At 51.4% G+C, this 19,285-nt stretch carries 18 protein-coding genes and 1 other annotated feature; of the genes, 11 read left to right on the top strand and 7 right to left on the bottom strand.

Annotation, left to right across the window (positions count from 1 at the left end; translation table 11 throughout):
• Positions 1-6: 6 nt before the first annotated feature.
• From ytpR to ACZ2GZ_RS05325, 4 genes are all read left to right on the top strand, one after another.
• Positions 7-627: a YtpR family tRNA-binding protein gene (ytpR, locus tag ACZ2GZ_RS05310; RefSeq protein ID WP_058764015.1), complete on the top strand. Its 621-nt coding sequence runs from the start codon at positions 7-9 to the stop codon at positions 625-627.
• A 53-nt stretch (positions 628-680) separates the two neighbouring features.
• Positions 681-1,592, top strand: a complete 912-nt coding sequence (locus tag ACZ2GZ_RS05315) for a hypothetical protein (RefSeq protein ID WP_214802803.1) — start codon at positions 681-683, stop codon at positions 1,590-1,592.
• Between the two features lie 88 nt (positions 1,593-1,680).
• Positions 1,681-2,988 carry a UDP-N-acetylmuramate--L-alanine ligase gene (murC, locus tag ACZ2GZ_RS05320; RefSeq protein ID WP_021065584.1) on the top strand — a complete coding sequence of 436 codons (1,308 nt, stop codon included), beginning with the start codon at positions 1,681-1,683 and terminating at the stop codon, positions 2,986-2,988.
• A gap of 102 nt (positions 2,989-3,090) precedes the next feature.
• The gene (locus ACZ2GZ_RS05325) at positions 3,091-3,543 is read left to right on the top strand and encodes a Dps family protein (protein WP_021065585.1); all 453 of its coding nucleotides are present in this window, start codon (positions 3,091-3,093) and stop codon (positions 3,541-3,543) included.
• 40 nt (positions 3,544-3,583) lie between these two features.
• Here the strand turns inward: ACZ2GZ_RS05325 and ACZ2GZ_RS05330 are convergent, their stop codons facing one another.
• The gene (locus tag ACZ2GZ_RS05330; protein ID WP_029595163.1) at positions 3,584-4,696 is read right to left on the bottom strand and encodes an aminopeptidase; all 1,113 of its coding nucleotides are present in this window, start codon (positions 4,694-4,696) and stop codon (positions 3,584-3,586) included.
• A 173-nt stretch (positions 4,697-4,869) separates the two neighbouring features.
• On the opposite strand from ACZ2GZ_RS05330, the gene ACZ2GZ_RS05335 reads away from it, so the two are divergent.
• The 4 genes from ACZ2GZ_RS05335 to ccpA all read left to right on the top strand — a co-directional run bounded on the left by ACZ2GZ_RS05335 (position 4,870) and on the right by ccpA (position 8,497).
• Entirely contained in the window at positions 4,870-5,388 is a 519-nt protein-coding gene (locus ACZ2GZ_RS05335; RefSeq protein WP_470295578.1) for a DUF948 domain-containing protein, read from the top strand.
• A 22-nt stretch (positions 5,389-5,410) separates the two neighbouring features.
• On the top strand, positions 5,411-6,127 hold the full coding sequence (locus ACZ2GZ_RS05340; RefSeq protein ID WP_029595164.1) for a YtxH domain-containing protein: 717 nt from the start codon (positions 5,411-5,413) through the stop codon (positions 6,125-6,127).
• A gap of 138 nt (positions 6,128-6,265) precedes the next feature.
• Positions 6,266-7,357: a bifunctional 3-deoxy-7-phosphoheptulonate synthase/chorismate mutase gene (locus ACZ2GZ_RS05345; RefSeq protein ID WP_021065589.1), complete on the top strand. Its 1,092-nt coding sequence runs from the start codon at positions 6,266-6,268 to the stop codon at positions 7,355-7,357.
• A 126-nt stretch (positions 7,358-7,483) separates the two neighbouring features.
• On the top strand, positions 7,484-8,497 hold the full coding sequence (ccpA, locus tag ACZ2GZ_RS05350) for a catabolite control protein A (protein WP_021065590.1): 1,014 nt from the start codon (positions 7,484-7,486) through the stop codon (positions 8,495-8,497).
• Positions 8,498-8,546: 49 nt separating this feature from the next.
• Here ccpA and ACZ2GZ_RS05355 read toward each other — a convergent pair whose 3' ends face one another.
• The 3 genes from ACZ2GZ_RS05355 to ACZ2GZ_RS05365 are packed head-to-tail and all read right to left on the bottom strand — an operon-like array spanning position 8,547 to position 10,987.
• Entirely contained in the window at positions 8,547-9,716 is a 1,170-nt protein-coding gene (locus tag ACZ2GZ_RS05355) for an acetoin utilization protein AcuC (RefSeq protein WP_021065591.1), read from the bottom strand.
• Positions 9,713-10,345, bottom strand: coding sequence for an acetoin utilization AcuB family protein (locus ACZ2GZ_RS05360; protein ID WP_021065592.1), 633 nt, complete (start codon positions 10,343-10,345; stop codon positions 9,713-9,715). Before ACZ2GZ_RS05360 ends, ACZ2GZ_RS05355 begins: the two co-directional genes overlap by 4 nt.
• A gap of 12 nt (positions 10,346-10,357) precedes the next feature.
• Positions 10,358-10,987, bottom strand: coding sequence for a GNAT family N-acetyltransferase (locus ACZ2GZ_RS05365; RefSeq protein WP_029595165.1), 630 nt, complete (start codon positions 10,985-10,987; stop codon positions 10,358-10,360).
• Positions 10,988-11,142: 155 nt separating this feature from the next.
• Between ACZ2GZ_RS05365 and acsA the strand changes: the two genes are divergently transcribed.
• The gene (gene acsA, locus ACZ2GZ_RS05370) at positions 11,143-12,849 is read left to right on the top strand and encodes an acetate--CoA ligase (RefSeq protein ID WP_021065594.1); all 1,707 of its coding nucleotides are present in this window, start codon (positions 11,143-11,145) and stop codon (positions 12,847-12,849) included.
• Between the two features lie 44 nt (positions 12,850-12,893).
• Here acsA and ACZ2GZ_RS05375 read toward each other — a convergent pair whose 3' ends face one another.
• Positions 12,894-15,362 carry a transglycosylase domain-containing protein gene (locus ACZ2GZ_RS05375; protein WP_470295579.1) on the bottom strand — a complete coding sequence of 823 codons (2,469 nt, stop codon included), beginning with the start codon at positions 15,360-15,362 and terminating at the stop codon, positions 12,894-12,896.
• A gap of 167 nt (positions 15,363-15,529) precedes the next feature.
• Positions 15,530-15,727, top strand: a binding site (T-box leader).
• 47 nt (positions 15,728-15,774) lie between these two features.
• Between ACZ2GZ_RS05375 and tyrS the strand changes: the two genes are divergently transcribed.
• Positions 15,775-17,022 carry a tyrosine--tRNA ligase gene (gene tyrS, locus ACZ2GZ_RS05380; RefSeq protein ID WP_214714563.1) on the top strand — a complete coding sequence of 416 codons (1,248 nt, stop codon included), beginning with the start codon at positions 15,775-15,777 and terminating at the stop codon, positions 17,020-17,022.
• Between the two features lie 107 nt (positions 17,023-17,129).
• Positions 17,130-17,756 carry a GTP pyrophosphokinase gene (locus tag ACZ2GZ_RS05385; protein ID WP_021065597.1) on the top strand — a complete coding sequence of 209 codons (627 nt, stop codon included), beginning with the start codon at positions 17,130-17,132 and terminating at the stop codon, positions 17,754-17,756.
• A gap of 43 nt (positions 17,757-17,799) precedes the next feature.
• Here ACZ2GZ_RS05385 and rpsD read toward each other — a convergent pair whose 3' ends face one another.
• Together rpsD and ACZ2GZ_RS05395 are read right to left on the bottom strand one after the other, a co-directional pair.
• Complete coding sequence (gene rpsD / locus ACZ2GZ_RS05390; protein ID WP_029595169.1) at positions 17,800-18,399, bottom strand: 30S ribosomal protein S4; 600 nt, start codon at positions 18,397-18,399, stop codon at positions 17,800-17,802.
• 222 nt (positions 18,400-18,621) lie between these two features.
• On the bottom strand, positions 18,622-19,104 hold the full coding sequence (locus ACZ2GZ_RS05395) for a GAF domain-containing protein (protein ID WP_021065599.1): 483 nt from the start codon (positions 19,102-19,104) through the stop codon (positions 18,622-18,624).
• Positions 19,105-19,285: the final 181 nt, after the last annotated feature.

The following is a 19,285-nucleotide window of genomic DNA, read 5'->3' on the forward strand; positions in this document are numbered from 1 at the left end:
TTACGTATGCAAATCAATGCTTTTTATAACCGTGAAGGAATCGGCGATGTCCTCATGGTCCTGTTAAGAGAAGGCGATCGCCATCATCAAGTTGTTGAACGGAAAGACGATGTCGCCATCGTTAAGTCGACGACAGGGAAAGTCAATGGCTACAACGTGTTCAACGCGAGCAACTATTTTGATGTCAGCGATTGGCATGGACCGGTCGAATTGACGGCCGAATTGATTGAGACGCTCGGTGTCATCTTGCGTAAACAAAATATCGAAGCCGAGTTGTCGGGCGTGGACTTTACCCCGAAATTCGTCGTCGGCTATGTCAAAGAAGCTGAGAAACACCCGGATGCCGATAAATTGTCGATTTGTCAGGTCGAGACTGACCAAGGTATGGTCCAAATCGTCTGTGGCGCACCGAACGTCGCGGCCGGCCAAAAAGTCGTCGTCGCGAAACCGGGTGCGGTCATGCCATCAGGTTTGATCATTCGCCCGTCTAAATTACGTGGTGAGAGCTCACACGGGATGATCTGTTCGGCGCGTGAATTGAACTTGCCTGATGCACCGCAAGAAAAAGGAATTCTCGTATTAGATGACGAATATGAAGTAGGTAAAGCATTTGAAATCGGTCGCTAAACTCGACCGATTTTTTGCTAAATAGGATTGAGTGAAAAAGCGAGGAATCAAGTATGGATGCATATGAACGTTCATTAAAACAGCAAGCAGACCGAATTCGACGCGAACTATCCCAAGAAGGGAAGAAAGGTGCGCCTGCACCGAAGCCCGAGCCGAAGGATGAATTTGTGCCGTCGGATGTACCGTCTCCGATTTATGGATACGCCCGACCGAAACCGAAAATCATCCTGCCGACTGAACATTCTCCGGAGACGCGAGACGATTCAGCGATGCGCCAAGCGAAGCGAGTGGCCGTCCCAGTTGAGGGAATGTCAGAGGTGGTGCCACCAAGCGTAACGTCTGAGCCTGAGAACGAACCGGTAATTGATTCTGTAGATGAATCGGTGATGGAGTCAGTAGACGAATCGGCGCCGGACACGGACGAAGCGACGACACCACAGTCTGACTTTGATGTCATAGCGGACGAAGCGCCAGTAGCGGAGACGCTTGAGGAAATGGTGGCCGAGCAAACAGATTCACCAATCGAAGCGTCGATTATTTCCGCGGAAACATCGCAACCGATTGACGAGAGTCAGACCGTCTTGGAAGATGAGCCGGATGAATCAGATACAAAACCGCTTCTCGGGGAAGTCTCGATTGTAGAGAGCGGATTTGCATCGGTCTTCATGGGGTCGACCGATTTGAAATCGTCAAAGATTGCCGTTCGTGAAGAAAAACAAGATGTGACCGAACCATCGTTGCCGACTGAAGCATCGGTCGAGAGGGTGGCACCGATTGTTGAGGATGTTGCGAAAACATTACAGTCGGACGAACCGGTCGATGTGCCTGATGAAGAAACATTGACGCCCGCCATGGGCGTGTCATACAAAGCGGATGGCCCTCCGCTCAACGTCATGATGACGCCGCAAGACCGGATGGCGATGTACAAGAGTCGCCGATTGGCTAAAAAAAACAATAATCTGTAATAGCATGACTCCGGTAGTTTTGCTATAATGACAAAGGTTTGTCGCATTTTTGAAACAGACCGCAATGAATTAGGGGGGCTATTTACAGATGAACCGTTATCACTTCGTCGGAATTAAAGGAACGGGCATGAGTCCTTTAGCTCAAATTTTAAATGACATGAATAATGAGGTCCGAGGTTCGGACGTTGACAAAGCATTTTTTACTGAAGAAGCATTGAACCGTAAAGGAATTGAAATCCTTCCGTTTGACCCTGAAAACATTACGGAAGGGCAAATCGTCGTCCAAGGTAACGCCTTCACAGACGATCACCCTGAAGTTGTTCGGGCACGCGAACTCGGATTGACGATATACAAGTACTATGAGTTTCTAGGCGAGTTGGCTGACCACTATACTAGTGTCGCCATCACTGGATCTCACGGGAAAACATCGACGACAGGTCTGTTGGCCCACGTCATGCGTGGCATCGAGCCGACATCATTCTTGATCGGCGATGGTACGGGTGAAGGTGTCGAAGACTCGAAAAACTTCGTCTTCGAGGCTTGTGAGTATAAGCGTCACTTCTTATACTATCGTCCGGACTATGCCATCATGACGAACATCGACTTTGATCATTCTGATTACTTCTCAGGACTCGATGACGTCATCGACGCATTCCAAGAGATGGCCAAGCAAGTGAAGAAAGGCATCATCGCTTGCGGGGATGATGAAAATCTTCAACACATTCAAGCGAACGTGCCAATCGTCTATTACGGTTTTGGCGCTCATAACGACTTCCGCGCCGAGAACGTGAACTCGACGGATAACGGGACGACGTTTGACGTGTATTTGCGTGACGACTTCTATGGGACGTTCCGGATTCCAGGATACGGGAACCATAGCGTCTTGAACGCACTTGCCGTCATCGCGACATGTGACTACGAGAACTTACCGAAAGAGTTGGTCAAAGACCGCCTCGAGACGTTCAACGGCGTGAAACGTCGTTTCAGCGAATCGACGCTCGGAAGCCAAGTGTTAGTGGATGATTATGCCCACCATCCACGGGAAATCAGTGCGACAGTGGAAGCGGCGCGTAAAAAATACGTCGGCCGTGAAGTTGTAGCTATCTTCCAACCGCACACGTACACGCGTCTTAAATCATTCATGGATGATTTCGCTGCGGCATTAGCCGAAGCGGATGCCGTTTACTTGTGTGACATCTTCGGTTCGGCTCGCGAACAAGAAGGTACAGTTACGATTGAAGACCTGCAATCGCGCATCGAAGGCGCGAACGTGTTGAAGCGCGGCGGAACGCAAGTGCTCCAGGCACATGACAATGCCGTCCTCCTGTTCATGGGGGCTGGGGACATCCAGACTTATCAACGCGAATATGAGAAACACGTCCAACTTGAAGCGTGAATCGAGAGCGAACGGCTGATGCCGTTCGTTTTTTTTGTGTTTAACATCGAGCTAAGACGGTAATAATACTAGCGACTGAATTTGGAAAAGGAGATGTTAAGGATGGCAAGCCAAGGCGCATTAAACACATTGAACAAAGAGGTAGCCAACTATGGCCTCTTATTCGTCAAACTGCACAACTACCATTGGTACATTAGCGGCCCTCACTTCTTCACGTATCATGAAAAATTAGAGGAACTGTATAATCTCGTCGCCGAACTGTACGATGACGTGGCGGAACGTCTATTGATGAACGATGGCGAACCGTATGCGACGATGAAGGAGTATCTCGAACATTCGACGTTGCAAGAAGGGGACCGCCACGCGGATACCGAGCAGATGATTAAAGATGTCATCAGTGACTTCAAACAGATTCGCCAAGAGATGCAAGACGCGATGGAGAACTTCGAAGACGGGGACGAAGCCATCGAGGACACATTCGTGTCTCATATCGAACGACTCGAAAAAGAGATTTGGATGATGTCGGCTGCGCTCGGTAAAAAGACGAAGCTGTAACGAAAAAACAAGCGTGCCGTCATCGGCACGCTTGTTTTTGTTATTTCAAGTTCTCTGGGTTGAGTGGCAAGAGCGAGTCGATGACGAAACGCCCGTCCTTACGAATCAAGACATCATCGAACCAAATCTCGCCGCCGCCGTAATCAGGGCGTTGGATATTGACGAGGTCCCAATGGATTGACGAGTTGTTGCCGTTATAGGCGTCGTCATACGCCTGACCCGGTGTAAAGTGGAAACTGCCGTCGATTTTCTCATCGAACAAGATATCCTTCATCGGATGTTGGATGTACGGGTTGACGCCGATGGCGAACTCGCCGACGAAACGTGCCCCTTCGTCCGTATTGAACACTTCATTGATTCGGTCTGTGTCGTTCGCTGTCGCATCGACAATCTTTCCATCTTTGAACGTCAACGACACGTTCTCGAACGTGAAGCCGTGATACGGTGACGGCGTGTTGTACGTGATGACACCGTTGATCGAATCTTTGACCGGCGCTGTGAACACTTCACCGTCCGGAATGTTCATTTGGCCAGAACACTTGATGGCCGGAATGTCTTTAATTGAGAACGTGAGGTCCGTCCCTGGTCCTTTGATTGTGACACGGTCGGTCTCATTCATGAGGCTGACGAGCGCGTCCATGGCCCGGTCCATCTTACCGTAGTCGAGTGTGCAGACGTTGAAGTAGAAGTCTTCGAACGCCTCAGTCGATTTGCCAGCGAGTTGTGCCATCGACGGCGATGGATAACGGAGCACGACCCATCTCGTTCCTTTGACGCGGTCCTCGGTATGCATTTTACCGATAGTGGCCCCGACGAGTTTTTGTTGCTCGGCCGGCACGTCTGACAGTTCGTTGATGTTGTCACCGGCACGAAGGCCGATGTAAGCGTCCATCGCTTGCATCTGTTTGCGTTCGATGTCGGCCATGAGTTCGAGCTGTTCCCGGCTCGCTCCCGTATAAAGTTTGCGCAAGATGCGGCTCTCTTTCAATAAGACGAACGGATGCCCCCCAGCCTCATACGCCTTTTCGACGAGCGCTTCGACAAGCGATTCCTCGACGCCGAAATTTTCAATGAGAACGCGTTCCCCCGGTTTCAATTCGACTGAATAATTGATTAATCCATCAGCGAGTTGCGTGATTCTTGGATCTCTCATACGAACACCCCTTTTAACTTTTTTAAATTTATTTCTATTTTAGTGTAATCGAAAACATAAAAACGGGTAAAGGAATAATCAGACCGGATGGCGAAAACGGTTGTGACAAATCTTTTGAGTCATAATGGTGCTATAATGAAACCACCACATTATCGAATAGGAGGAATGGATGCATGGAAATCACATTAGGAGGCATTGCAGGGCTCGTCGCAGCACTCGCATTTGTCGTACTCGTATTTTTCTTGGCACGTGTCTTGTCGAACGTCAATCGGACACTCGGCAGCGTCGCCAACACAACTGAAAACTTAGAACGTCAATTAGACGGAATCACAATGGAAGTGACGGCGCTCTTACATAAGACGAACCGTCTCGTGGATAACGTCGAGGAGAAAATAGAATTGCTCGCACCGGTGGCACACGCCCTTGATGAGCTCGGCACGTCACTCAACGAAGTGACAGAGTCGGTACGGACGGTTTCTTCTTCTGTTCACGTAGCAGCAGACGAGAATAAAGAGCAGATTGCCCAAGCGGTACGTTGGGGATCGGTCGCTGTAGAATTATTTAAGAAAAACAAAACAGAAACGTCTTCAGACGAACGACCATCACGTCGTCGCGGCCGTCGGGACCGTAAACAAGAACCGACTACGGTTTCACCAGGGTTGATTGCGACAGACGATACAATCAAATCATAACTATCACAAGGAGGAAGTAACGATGACATACGACAAGAACAAGACATATACGAATGAACAGCAATCAAGCGGTGGGTTTTTAGCAGGTGTCGTCCTCGGCGGCGTGATTGGTGCAGCAGTAGCACTCCTCACATCACCGAAGAGCGGACGTGAAGTACGGACATACCTCGACGAGAAAACGGCGACGTCGCGTGAGCGATTGACCGTCAAGTCGAAAGAAGTTCGTGAAAAAGCAGAACCGGTCGTCGGCGAATGGATTAAAGTAGCGAGCGATAAAGCGGCTCCGGTCTTAAACCTCGTCAAAGACAAGGCCCGTGAAGCGGCTGAATTGAAACAACAAGTCGATGAAGACGAATTGTCAATCGAAGAAGCGATGGAGAAAGCTGATCAACTCGTAGCGGAGGCGGAAGCCGAAGTGAAAGAGCAACTCGATAAGGCTTCAGAAGAGCAGTCGAACGAAGCAAAAGATTCGAATGAAGCGAAAGCCTCAAATGAGTCAAACGAGTCGTCGAAGTCAGAAGCGTCGACAGACAAACCGAAACAATCAGACAATAAGCCGAACGCGAACAAATCGAACGCGACGAAATCGGCTGCAAACAAACAAAAAACAACGAGCAGCCGTGACCAATCGGAAGACTATGAGTCAGACTTCGAGGCACCTGTGAAAGACTTGCTCGACGATGAGTCGAAACAAGAATTGAACAACTTGAAGCAAGACCTTAAAAACGGCAACAAATAAGTGATGACGCGTCCGGGACTAGCCGGGCGCTTTTTTTTGTTGATTTTGTGTCGTCAGCCCATTTCCCTATGACAAAGCGATTAAAGTTCGTTATAATTAGGAATCTGGAAAGAACGGCTTAGAAATGAGAGGGTAATTATGAGTCCACAAGATCAGTTGAATCGATTACGTCGCGAGATGGATGAGTTGAATCGTGAGATGCTCGACTTGCTCAGCCGCCGTGGCACACTCGCTGTTGAGATTGGAAAAGTAAAACGTCTGCAAGGTGTGGAGCGATACGATCCGGTACGTGAACGTGAGATGCTCGACTTCATCGCGGCAGAGAATCCGGGTCCGTTCGAGACGGCTCGCTTGCAACATCTGTTCAAAGAGATGTTTAAAGCTTCGGCCGAACTGCAAGGCGAAGACCGTGACAAGACGCTACTCGTTTCACGGAAACGCCAAGCCGAAGACACGATCGTCACGCTCGATGATGTCAAAATCGGCAATGGACGTCCGCAACTGATTGCGGGACCATGTGCGGTCGAATCGTTTGAGCAAGTGAACGCCGTCGCTGAGAAATTGGCGCTGTCCGGAGTGAAAATCTTGCGGGGCGGGGCGTACAAGCCACGTACTTCACCATACGACTTCCAAGGTCTCGGCTTCGAGGGATTGAAACTGCTGAAGCAAGCGGCAGATCGTCATGACTTACGGGTCATCTCTGAAATCATGACGCCTGGTGCGGTCGAATCGGCACTTCCATACGTGGACATCATCCAAGTCGGTGCGCGCAACATGCAAAACTTCGACTTGCTGAAAGAAGTCGGGAAGACGGATAAACCGGTGCTCTTGAAGCGTGGCTTATCGGCTACGATTGAAGAGTTCATCTATGCGGCCGAGTACATCATGGCGAGCGGCAACAGCCAAGTCATCTTGTGCGAACGCGGCATCCGGACATATGAACGGGCGACACGCAACACGCTCGACATCACCGCGGTCCCGATTTTGAAACAAGAGACGCATTTGCCGGTCATGGTCGACGTGACGCACTCGACAGGACGACGCGACTTGTTACTGCCAGCGGCCAAAGCGGCGCTTGCAGTCGGAGCGGACGGGGTCATGGTGGAAGTACACCCGAACCCGGCCATCGCCTTATCGGATGCCCAGCAACAACTCGATTTCGATCAGTTCGATCAATTCGTGGACGGGCTAACGGCCCAGTTCCCTCAACTTGATTTGGTGAAAAAGTAAGCTTTCCAATTGGAAACGTTTTATATAGCGTGAAGACAGGGTAAAATGATGACAGATACCTGTCTTCCTTTTTTGACACGTTTTTTGAAAATCGTTTGAAAATCATTGCTTGTAGGAGGAGTTTTAATGAATAGTAACAATGTAACCATCTATGATGTCGCACGAGAAGCCGGGGTGTCGATGGCAACCGTCTCACGCGTCGTCAACGGAAACCCGAACGTCAAACCGACGACCCGCAAGAAAGTCCAGGATGCGATTGACCGTCTCGGCTATCGTCCGAACGCTGTCGCACGTGGACTGGCCAGTAAGAAGACGACGACGGTCGGCGTCATCGTCCCAGATATCTCGAACATCTTCTTCGCAGACCTTGCCCGCGGAATCGAGGACGTCGCGACGATGTACAAGTACAACATCATCCTCGGGAACTCGGACTCGAACCGTGACAAAGAGATCCATTTGTTGAACACATTGCTCGGGAAACAAGTCGACGGCATCATTTTCATGGGCGGTCGTCTACATGAAGACCTCGTCAACGAGTTTAAAAAGTCACCCGTCCCAATCGTCCTCGCGGCGACACTCAACCAAGGGTATGACCTCCCTGCGGTCAACATCGATTATGAGCAAGCGGCATACGACGCGACCGAAATGTTGATTGGCCACGGTCATAAACAAGTCGGCTTCATCACAGGTCCACTCGAGCAACAAATCAACGGCGAGAAGAAATTCTCTGGCTACCGCCGTGCCCTTGACGACGCCGGACTCCCGTTCCGTGAGAGTGACGTCGTCCTTGGGAATTACACATACGCATCAGGCCTTGAGGCGATGCAGAAGATGCTCGAACGTGACGATTGCCCGAAAGCGATTTTCGCCGGTACGGATGAGATGGCACTCGGTGTCATTCACGCGATTCAAGACGCCGGTTTCTCGGTCCCGAACGATTTTGAAGTCGTCGGCCATGATAACACGCGTCTCGCTACGATGATTCGTCCGAAATTGACGACGGTCGTCCAACCGATGTATGACATCGGTGCCGTTGCCATGCGTCTCTTGACGAAAATCTTGAATGCGGAAGAAGTCGAAGAGAAGAACGTTGTCTTGCCGCACCGCATCGAACGTCGCGATTCGGTACGTCAAGACTGAATAAAAATCCCCTCGCCTGTCGGAGTCACTCCGCGGACGAGGGGATTTTTTAGACATATAGTGATTTGCGATCGTGCGAAATGAACGGCCAGAACGCCCGTTTCGTCACTTCCCAATTTTTCTCCTCAATTTGTTGGCGTCGGGGAATATGTTGGAACGTGTACGGATGGTCATCCCAGCGTGTCGGCAAGGCTAAATCCGCTTTGTCCTGCCACTGCTCGATCCATTCGGGCGGAATGTCGCCGCTGTACGGCGCCTCGCGCGTCAGTCCGGCCCACACTTGCGCCCAAGCCCGGGGTACGGTCCGATACCAATCATAGCCGCCACCGCCGAGGGCGACGAGTCTTCCTTCCGTATACTCGTCGGCAAGTCGAGAGGCGATTTGAGGAATCTGTTCGAACGTCCGAATCGTCGAGGCAAGGTGCGTCAACGGATCAAAGGCATGGGCGTCGGCCCCGTTCTGCGTCACGATGATATCCGGCTTGAACCATTCGCACGCTTCCCGGAACACTGTCTCGTAACAGCGCAAGAACGACTCGTCTTGGGTGAACGCATCGACCGGGACGTTCCAGCTATAGCCGTACCCATTCCCGTTGCCGCGCTCTGTGACGGCTCCTGTCCCCGGGAACAGGTAGCGGCCGGTCTCGTGGATGGATAACGTCATCACATCGTCATCGTCATAAAACAGCCATTGTACGCCGTCTCCGTGGTGGGCGTCAGTATCGACATAGAGGACCCGGCTGCCGTACGCTTTACGGACGTGGGCGATGGCAACCGCTGCGTCGTTATACACGCAAAATCCGGACGCTTTCCGCCTCATCCCGTGATGGAGGCCGCCCCCGACGTGAAAGGCGCGCTCCAGTTTACCGCTCGCGACCAAATCGAGTGCGTGAACGGTGCCCCCGACGAGCCGGGCCGCCCCTTCATGGATGGTTGGGAAAATCGGCGTGTCTTCAGTGCCGAGGCCGAACTTGTTCGCTTTCAATGTCGACAGCTCACCGGCCGCCGCCGCTTGAACCGCTTCGATATAATCAAGGTCATGGACGAGCGCGAGCGACTCGACCGAGGCGAGGGGCGGGGCGATGCACTCGGAGGCCTGAAGTTTACCTGAGGCGATGAGCAGGGACGTCGTCAGCTCCAGGCGGACCGGATTGAACGGATGATCCGCATGGAAGCGGTACGAGTTCTCGTTCTCCCCGAATATGTAGGCCGGTCTCATTGGGACATCTCCGGACCGAGCACGTCATAACCTTCGCGTTTCAACCGTTCGATGATGCGGAGCGGATTCATCGTCTGGACGCGGAACGAGATGATGCGTTTATACGGGTCGGGCGTCGGGTGAACGAACACGTTGATGATGTTGACGTTCGTCTTGGCGAGGAGCCGGGTCACTTTCTCGAGCGTCCCCGTCGTGTTCTCGACCAAGAGCTCAATCTGAGAGCTCGGCTCGAGCGCGCCCGTCAATTGGACGAAGTAACGCAATAAGTCTGTCTCGGTCAAGACGCCGACGAGTTTGCCTTGTTCGACAATCGGCAGGCAGGTCAGGCGATACTCATAAAACAGAGCGGCCGCATCTTCGAAGAAGTCGTACGGATGTGCCGTCGTCACATCTTGACGCATGATGCTCGAAACGGGGTTTTTGAAGTCGGCGCTCTCGCTCTCCGGATGGAACACGCTCGTCGCTCCGCTCATCTCGAACTGGCCGACGATTCCGACGACTTGTCGGGCCGGGTTGGTGACGATGAGATGGCGCACTTTATGATCACGCATGAGCTTGGCCGCATGGGCGATCGTGTTGGTCGGTTGAATCGTCACGACATGACGGTTCATCATTTGTTCAATCAACATCCAGGTCCCTCCTTAGTCATACATGAACCGGCGCCGCAGCCGGAGCGAATCGAAATGGTCGATCGTTTCTTGCCGGACGTTCTTGCCAATCCGTGCCATGAGACAGTTGGCCGGATGCGAGGCAATCTCCGGGTCATCGGTCGGGAAGAAGACGAGTCCGCCGTGGTTCATCATCTTTTCCATCACTTTCCGATAGTCCCAGATAGAGAGCCCGCTCCCTTTCAAGTCCCAGTGCCAATAATATTCGGTCGTCAAAATCAAGAAGTCATCCATATGCGCGTCCATCATTGACACTTCGAGCAGTTGCTTGCCGATCCGTTGGCCACGGAAGCGCGGGCTCACTTCGATCGCGCCGAGCTCGAGGATATAGGGGTCGTTCCCTTCACTCCAACGTTCATATGGGTCCGGATATAAATACGTGACATAACCGATGACGAGGTCATCGACGCGGGCCACGATGATGCGGCCTTCTTTCAAGTCAGCGATTTCGACGAGCGCCTTGTGTTGGTCCTCAGGTTCACGAAATGCGGTCAATCCCTCATCGAGCCGATACGTGGCCAACACGTCGCTCTCGATCGGTCCATCGATGATTACGGCTCCGAGTGAGGTTTCCCACACCTTTGAATGATATTGTTTTTCCATGGAGTCACCACCTTTTCCACCTTCTATTATAGCGCTTTCATTTAGCTTGTTTCACACTCTTTTGGAGATTTTGGAAATTCATTGATTTGTCATAATATTAACACTATACTGAAAGTGGTTATACCATTCATTACAGGGGAGGCGAATCTTTAGCGATGGAAAAATTGAAAGCGTTATCAGGGGAACATCAATTGGCGTCGTATGAAGATGCTTGTCAGTCGTTCGAGTGGACACAAGCAGAAGCATTATTTTCTTGGAATTTGACGGGGAACGTCAACATGGCGTACGAAGCAATCGACCGTCACGCAGAAGGTGAACTCGCCACGAAGCTGGCGTTGCTCTATTTCGATGGGGAACGAGAAGAGCGCTACACGTATGAGGACATGAAACGAGAAAGCAATCGGGCCGGAAACGTTCTGAAATCGGTTGGAGTGGAGAAAGGCGACCGCGTCTTCATCTTCATGCCACGGAGTCCAGAACTTTATTTTATTTTGCTCGGTACACTCAAGCTCGGGGCGATTGTCGGTCCGTTGTTTGAGGCGTTCATGGAGCAAGCCGTCCACGACCGTCTGCTCGACTCGGAAGCGAAAGTCATCGTCACGACCGAGGCGCTCCTACCGCGTATCCCGGTCGATCAACTCCCGCACTTGGAGACGATTTTAATCGTCGGTGACGAGGTAAAAGAGGCAGGGAAAATCATCGACTACCGCAAATTGGCGGGTGATGCCTCGACCGATCTCGACATCACATGGGTCGACCGCGAAGACGGCATGATTTTGCATTATACGTCAGGGTCGACCGGGAAACCGAAAGGTGTCTTGCATGTCCATAACGCCATGGTGCAGCATTTGATGACCGGCAAATGGGTGCTCGACTTGCAACCGGATGACATTTACTGGTGCACAGCCGATCCAGGTTGGGTGACGGGGACGAGCTATGGGATTTTCGCACCGTTCTTGAACGGGGCGACGAACGTAATCGTCGGGGGACGATTCAATCCTGAGTTCTGGTATTCGGTCATCGAACGGTTCGGTGTCACGGTCTGGTACAGCGCGCCGACAGCGTTCCGGATGCTCATGGGTGCCGGAGAAGAGGCGTTTGAAAAATATGATTTGTCGTCACTCCGCCATATCCTGTCGGTCGGAGAACCGCTCAATCCGGAAGTCATTCGTTGGGGGAACGAATCGTTCGGATTACGGATTCATGACACGTGGTGGATGACAGAGACCGGCGCGATGATGATTTGTAACTATCCGACGATGGATATCAAACCGGGGTCGATGGGCAAAGCCATCCCGGGTTGTGAAGCGGCCATCTTAGACGACCGCGGTCAACCACTCCCGCCGCACCGGATGGGCAACTTGGCACTCAAGACGCCATGGCCGTCGATGATGCGGAAAATTTGGAAGAATGACGCCAAGTATGAGAGTTACTTCTGGGGAGACTGGTACGTCTCGGGTGACTCGGCGTATATGGACGAGGACGGTTACTTCTGGTTCCAAGGCCGCGTCGATGACGTCATCATGACGGCAGGGGAGCGGGTCGGTCCGTTCGAAGTCGAGAGTCGTCTCGTCGAGCACCCAGCTGTCGCCGAGGCAGGGGTCATCGGGAAACCGGACCCGGTCCGCGGGGAGATCATCAAGGCGTTCATCGCGCTCCGTAAAGGCTATGAGCCGTCGGACGAGTTGAAGGCGGAGATTCAAAAGTTCGTCAAAGAAGGACTCGCGGCTCACGCGGCTCCGCGTGAGATCGAGTTCAAAGACAAATTGCCGAAAACGCGAAGCGGGAAAATCATGCGTCGTGTCTTGAAAGCATGGGAGTTGAACCTCGAGACGGGTGACTTATCGACAATGGAAGATTGAACGACAAAAGGTCGACACGCGATGTGTCGACCTTTCTTGTCGGATTAGGCGCCGTCTGCAGCTTCGGCGTCTTCTTTCTTCTTGTCTTCCTCAGCCTTTTTCTCAGCTTCGGCTTTCTTCTTTGCTTCTTCTTCAGCTTTCTTCTTGTCAGCTTCCGCTTTTTTCTTTGCGTCGGCTTCTGCTTTCGCTTTTGCGTCAGCCGCTGCCTTTTCCTTCGCAGCAGCGTCAGCTTCTTGTTTCTCTTCTTCAGCTTCCTGTTTCTGTTCTTCAGCCTCTTGTTTCTTCTCTTCGGCTTTCTTCTTCGCTTCCTCTTCCTTCTTCTTCTCTTCAACTTTTTTCTTCTCAGAGAATGAACCAGAGTCACCGAAGTCGCCAGCTCTTACGCTAGCCGGTTGTACGAAGCGAGCGTTCGAATTGAACACTTCTGGACGATCGAGATAGACGTTGTTGGCAATCTTTGACCACATACCTTGCGTCCGTTGGAAGTAGCGGCCGAAACCTTCACCGTCACTCAATGGATACTCTTTATCATAGCCCGTCCAGACGGCAAGCGTGACACCTGGCGTCGAACCAACCAAGTACGAGTCGCGAATATCTTGGGTCGTACCAGTTTTACCCATCCAGTCGCCAGGGACGTTCAAGAGCGAGTTGGCATACGTCGCTGTTCCTGACGTGTAGACGTCACGGAGCATATCGACAATCAAGTAGGCCGTACGATCCGAATAGATGCGTGTCTTCTTCGGATTCTTCTCGTAAATGACTTCGCCTTGGTACTCGACACGGTCGATGATATACGGTTCGACGTGTTCACCGCCGTTGGCGAGCATGGCGTAACCTGAGGCGAGCGACGCGAGTGAGACCGAGCTGACACCGAGTGCCATTGATGGCGCGTCGCGTGTATCGTCAGGGACGTTCATGCCCATCTGCAGCAATTTCTCAGTATCACTTCTAAAGTCGCCTTGCTCTTCGTAAATTTTCACGGCCGGGACGTTTCGCGATAGTTTCAACGCGTCACGTGCCGTCATCGGTCCACGGTATCCGCGGTCTTCGTTTCGGACCGGGATTGTATTCGGGTTTGTTCCGTTTTGATACTTGTACTCCTCGTCGACGATGACCGTATCCGTCGTGATAAGACCTTTTTCGATTGCGTTCGCATAAACGAGTAGCGGTTTCGCCGTCGACCCGATTTGGCGCTCCATTAAGCGGGCACGGTTGAAATCATCGGCTTTGCCGTTCACATAACGACCACCGACGAATCCGAGGATGCGACCGGTCTTGTTGTCGAGCATGATGGCTGCCGTTTGTTCCGGACCTTGGTCAGGATCGACATTTTTGTCCGGATTTCGAGGTCCGAAGTTATTGACGTTACGGGCCGGCTGTTGCATCGATTCATGGACTTGTTTATCAAGCGACAAATGAATCTTGTATCCACCTTGACGGAGTGCGTTGTGGGCGCGACGTCCGTACGTGCTCGTAATTTCTTTACGTTCTTCTGCACTCAATTCGTTCACGTTCACGCCATCTAGTTTAAGCATGTGGTCACGGACGATAATGAGAGCATCTTCTTCAGCCCATTGCACAACATACGGATAGCGGTCACGCGGCTTCGATTGCGTCTTCATGAAGTCTTTTGTGATGTCGTAGTTGTATGCAGCGTCATAGTCTTTTTTCGTGATCTTCCCGGCGACGTACATCCGGTTGAGTACCGTCTTCATCCGGTTGATGGCCGGTGCTACGTCCTCTTTAATGACACCGCCTTGGTAATACGGTGTATAAAGGAACGGGTTTTTCGGAATCCCGGCGAGGAAAGCGGCTTGTGGTAACGTCAACTTCTCAGCCGATGTGTTAAAGACACCGCGAGCGGCTGCTTCAATCCCTGAGATGTTGCGTCCCATCGAGTTTCGTCCGAATGAGACGACGTTCAAGTACGCGTTCAAGATCTCATCTTTGTTCATTGCTTTCTCGAGGCGAAGGGCGAGTAAAATCTCTTTCGCTTTTCGTTCGAACGACACTTCGTTCGTCAGCATTTGGTTCTTGATGAGCTGTTGTGTGAGCGTAGAGCCACCGGTCCGATCTTCCGATCCGGTCGCTTCTTGTAAGATGGCACGGAGCGTCGCTTTCGGGACGACACCATCGTGTTCGTAAAACTCGACGTCCTCTGTGGCGAGTAACGCGTCGACGACGAACGGAGAAACTTTGTCGACGGCGACGGGAATCCGTACTTCATCCGTCGTATAGTTTCCGATTCGTTCACCGCTTCCAAAATAAATGTCAGAAGTCGATGAGTACGTGTTGATTTGTGACGTCATCGTCTTATAAGCGGGTGCCGGCATATCCTTGACGAGTGAAGCGAAATAACCCGCTCCGATCCCGGCGCCTAAAAATCCAATGAGAACGACCGATATAATCGTTAGGAGCAGAACGTTCCAGGATACATCGTAAAATACATTGGCATAACGGCGGGCTTTCAAGGACTTTGGTTGGTTCCATGTGTCTCGAATCTTTTGCAGCATGACAGCCTCCTTAATATGGTGTAAAACTATTTTGGACAGTAATATATACGATTATAGCACAAGTCATTGCCGACCTTCCTCACAATCAACTGTCGGCTGCAAGTTTCCATCTTCCAGTTGACAATTTGGAAATAGAACTTATAAAATGTAAAGCATAGTCCATAAACAAAGATGCTATGAAGAAAGCGAAGTAGTCGACTGACCGCTTGTCCAGAAAGCTAGTGGGTGCTGTGAACTAGCCAATGTCAATCGATGAATTACACTTTTGGAGCGTGCCGTTCGGCCGGGTCGAGACCGTTATCTCTCGCTACAAGTGGCCACAGCTGTGGCAATTAGGGTGGTACCGCGGAATCTCCGTCCCTTCTCATATGAGAAGGGACGTTTTTTTATGTCAATCGAAGGAGTGGAACAGATGGAATTATTGAAGGATTTAGAATTTCGAGGTCTCGTCAACCAAATGACGGACGAAGCAGGATTGAAAGAACAGTTGAACAATCCGACGACGCTTTACACCGGGTTCGACCCGACGGCGGACTCGCTTCATATCGGGCACTTGCTCCCGATTTTAACACTCAAACGTTTCCAAGAGGCGGGACACCACGTCATCGCCCTCGTCGGTGGCGCGACTGGGATGATCGGTGACCCATCAGGTCGTTCGGACGAGCGTTCGCTCAACACGCTCGACACGGTCAAACAGTTCTCGGATCGAATCAAAGACCAATTGAGCCGTTTCCTCCCGCTCGAAGGTGAGAATCCAATCTCTATCCGCAACAACTACGAATGGACGGAAGAGTTATCGATTATCGATTTCTTACGTGATATCGGGAAACACTTCCCGATCAGCTACATGCTCGCCAAAGACTCGGTCGACTCACGTTTGGAGAACGGAATCTCGTACACGGAATTCTCATACATGTTGTTGCAATCGTTCGACTTCTTGAAGTTGTACGAAAACGAGAACTGCCGCCTTCAAGTCGGGGGCAGCGACCAGTGGGGCAACATCACGGCTGGACTCGAACTCATCCGCCGCTTCGGTCACTCAGAGAAGGCGTTCGGGTTGACGGTGCCGCTCGTGACGAAGTCGGACGGTCAAAAATTCGGGAAGACGGCCGGTGGTGCAGTCTGGCTCGACGCCGATAAGACGACGCCTTACGAGTTTTACCAGTTCTGGATTAACGTCGACGACGCTGACGTCATCAAGTTCATCAAATACTTCACGTTCATGTCGCACGAAGACATCTTGGCGCTCGAAGCAGAAGTGGTCGCTGCACCGGAGAAGCGTGTCGCCCAACGTCGTCTCGCTGAAGAGATGACAAAACTCGTCCACGGAGAAGCGGGTCTTGATCAAGCGCAACGCATCACGACTGCCTTCTTTAGTGGCGACTTAAAAACGCTCAAACCAGAAGACATGGATGCCGCATTCAAAGGCATGCCACAGTTCGAGCTCGAAGGCGAGCGCAACCTTGTCGACCTTCTCGTCGAAGCGAAGATTGCACCATCGAAACGTCAAGCCCGTGAAGACGTTCAAAACGGGGCGATTTACTTGAACGGGGAGCGGGAGCAGTCGCTCGATAAGACGGTGACACGCGCCGATACGCTCGGTGAGTTCACCATCATCCGTCGCGGTAAGAAAAAATACTTCGTGATCCGTCACGTCTGATGCATGCGTCCATGTCCGCCAATGTTGCGAACATGGACGTTTTTTTCTGACTCAACATCGATTCGGTCTGCTACGATAGCAAGTATAGACGACAAGGAGGCTTTGTTATGGACATTGAAGAATTTTTTGGCGAGCAGTTCCATCAATGGCGGGAGCGATTCCGGTACTACGAGATGGCGATCACTGAACTCGAGAGCGATCTCGGCATCATCGACCTCGATTGGCAGACGCGGCTCGGCTATTCGCCGATTGAACACGTGAAGACGAGGATGAAGACGTTGCCATCTATCATTCGGAAGATGAATCAAAAAGGGCTTCCCCTCGAAGTGGAAGCGCTGTGGGACAATATATCTGACGTCGCCGGAGTGCGAATCGTCACGAGTTTTCGTGATGACATCTACGCCATCCTCGATCATTTGAAAAAACGGGACGATTTAGAAATTGATGAGATTAAGGATTACATCCAACATCCGAAACCGAGCGGCTATCGGAGCCTGCATCTCATCGTCCGAACGAAAGTGTATTTGGCGGAACGCGTCATCTGGGTGCCAGCCGAGATTCAAATTCGCACGCTCGCCATGGACTTTTGGGCGGCGACGGAGCATAAACTTCATTATAAATACCAGCACGTCGTCCCGGAGGCGTCGAAACTCGAGTTGATTGAAGCGGCGAAGATGGCGGATGCGCTCGATACCCAGATGGGCCGGATTCGTGAACAGATTTTAAAGAAATAAAAAAATCCCCTTTCCTGCCGAGGCAGGGAAGGGGATAAAAGCATTAACGTGAGTAGTACTCAACGATGAGTTGCTCTTTGATTTGGTCGTTCAATTCAGCGCGCTCAGGAAGACGTACGAATGTACCTTCGAGCTTCTCAGCATCGAATGTGACGTAGTCTTTTGTAGCTGGTGCTACTTCGAGAGCTTCAGCGATCGCTTTGAAGTTTTTAGACTTCTCGCGAACTGAAATGACTTGACCTGGTTTTACACGGTAAGACGCGATGTCTACACGTGAACCGTCAACTTGGATGTGACCGTGGTTGACGAGTTGGCGCGCTCCGCGACGTGTGCGAGCGAGACCCATACGGTAAACGAGGTTGTCAAGGCGTGACTCGAGCAAGAACATGAAGTTCTCACCGTGGATACCTTGCATTTTCCCAGCATCGTTGAAGATGCGACGGAATTGCTTCTCGTTGATTCCGTACATGTGACGGAGTGCTTGCTTCGCTTGAAGCTGAAGACCGTATTCAGAGATTTTACGACGACCATTTCCGTGTTGACCTGGTGCGTAAGGACGTTTTGCTAATTCTTTACCCGTTTCGCTAAGCGAGATGCCTAAGCGACGCGAGAGTTTCCAAGCTGGACCTGTGTAACGAGCCATGTTTGGACTCCTCCTTGTTGTTCATGTATTTTGCACAAAAGAACAACGGTGTCAAAGACGGGTGACGCCCCTTTCTAGGTTCAAGCACCTTCACTTGATAGCGAAGCTACGAGATGCTCCTCCGACTCAGTCGAGGCCCGAAAGGTGGATACGTCTGTCAATGACTGCTATCGTCATTTCATGCACAAAAATCAGTATACGACGAAACGATTCGCTTGTCAATCAGATGAAGCGAAGTAATGTCTGGCAAAATTGCTCGAGCCCTTGGCGATCGACATCTGAGAAGCGGTCGAACTCGGGGCTGTCGATATCGAGGACACCGATCGTCTTGCCGTCGCGAACGAGCGGGACGACGATTTCTGAGTTAGAAGCCGCGTCACAAGCGATATGGCCCGGGAATTGATGGACGTCTGCGATGAGTTGCGTCTCTTGCGTCGAGGCCGCCGTGCCGCAAACTCCTTTACCGAACGCGATATGGACACAAGCCGGAAGGCCTTGGAACGGCCCGAGGATGAGGGCGTCTTCTCCCTCTGTTAAATAGAAGCCGACCCAGTTGATGCGGTCGAGGAACTGGTTGAGCAATGCGCTCGCGTTCGATAGGTTGGCGACACGGTTCGTCTCGCCTTCTAAAAGTGCTGCCAGCTGTTTATTGAGCATGTCGTACCCAGCGGCCAAATCGCCGGTGTAAGTCGTTGTTTGAAACATTTGATTCCCTCCTATGAATGAATGCATGATGAATTAGCATTATGGTACACGCATTTTTTCGGTTTGTCTTCTCAAAAGATTCGCGTGGAAAATAACATTCTCTCCCTAAACCGTTGGAAAACCTATGCAAATCATTGGTTCTATAATATGATTAGTATTATCTATACTCATAAAATACTTC

This window comes from Exiguobacterium sp. KKT215 (assembly GCF_055635335.1).

Coding starts and splice junctions, on each gene's coding strand:
- ACZ2GZ_RS05395 (WP_021065599.1), bottom strand. CDS start 19,104: ATGTTTCAAACAACGACTTACACCGGCGATTTGGCCGCTGGGTACGAC.
- tyrS (WP_214714563.1), top strand. CDS start 15,775: ATGGAATTATTGAAGGATTTAGAATTTCGAGGTCTCGTCAACCAAATG.
- rpsD (WP_029595169.1), bottom strand. CDS start 18,399: ATGGCTCGTTACACAGGTCCAGCTTGGAAACTCTCGCGTCGCTTAGGC.
- ACZ2GZ_RS05355 (WP_021065591.1), bottom strand. CDS start 9,716: ATGAGACCGGCCTACATATTCGGGGAGAACGAGAACTCGTACCGCTTC.
- ACZ2GZ_RS05375 (WP_470295579.1), bottom strand. CDS start 15,362: ATGCTGCAAAAGATTCGAGACACATGGAACCAACCAAAGTCCTTGAAA.
- ACZ2GZ_RS05365 (WP_029595165.1), bottom strand. CDS start 10,987: ATGGAAAAACAATATCATTCAAAGGTGTGGGAAACCTCACTCGGAGCC.
- ACZ2GZ_RS05385 (WP_021065597.1), top strand. CDS start 17,130: ATGGACATTGAAGAATTTTTTGGCGAGCAGTTCCATCAATGGCGGGAG.
- ACZ2GZ_RS05345 (WP_021065589.1), top strand. CDS start 6,266: ATGAGTCCACAAGATCAGTTGAATCGATTACGTCGCGAGATGGATGAG.
- ACZ2GZ_RS05330 (WP_029595163.1), bottom strand. CDS start 4,696: ATGAGAGATCCAAGAATCACGCAACTCGCTGATGGATTAATCAATTAT.
- acsA (WP_021065594.1), top strand. CDS start 11,143: ATGGAAAAATTGAAAGCGTTATCAGGGGAACATCAATTGGCGTCGTAT.
- ytpR (WP_058764015.1), top strand. CDS start 7: ATGCAAATCAATGCTTTTTATAACCGTGAAGGAATCGGCGATGTCCTC.
- ccpA (WP_021065590.1), top strand. CDS start 7,484: ATGAATAGTAACAATGTAACCATCTATGATGTCGCACGAGAAGCCGGG.
- murC (WP_021065584.1), top strand. CDS start 1,681: ATGAACCGTTATCACTTCGTCGGAATTAAAGGAACGGGCATGAGTCCT.
- ACZ2GZ_RS05360 (WP_021065592.1), bottom strand. CDS start 10,345: ATGTTGATTGAACAAATGATGAACCGTCATGTCGTGACGATTCAACCG.
- ACZ2GZ_RS05335 (WP_470295578.1), top strand. CDS start 4,870: ATGGAAATCACATTAGGAGGCATTGCAGGGCTCGTCGCAGCACTCGCA.
- ACZ2GZ_RS05340 (WP_029595164.1), top strand. CDS start 5,411: ATGACATACGACAAGAACAAGACATATACGAATGAACAGCAATCAAGC.
- ACZ2GZ_RS05315 (WP_214802803.1), top strand. CDS start 681: ATGGATGCATATGAACGTTCATTAAAACAGCAAGCAGACCGAATTCGA.
- ACZ2GZ_RS05325 (WP_021065585.1), top strand. CDS start 3,091: ATGGCAAGCCAAGGCGCATTAAACACATTGAACAAAGAGGTAGCCAAC.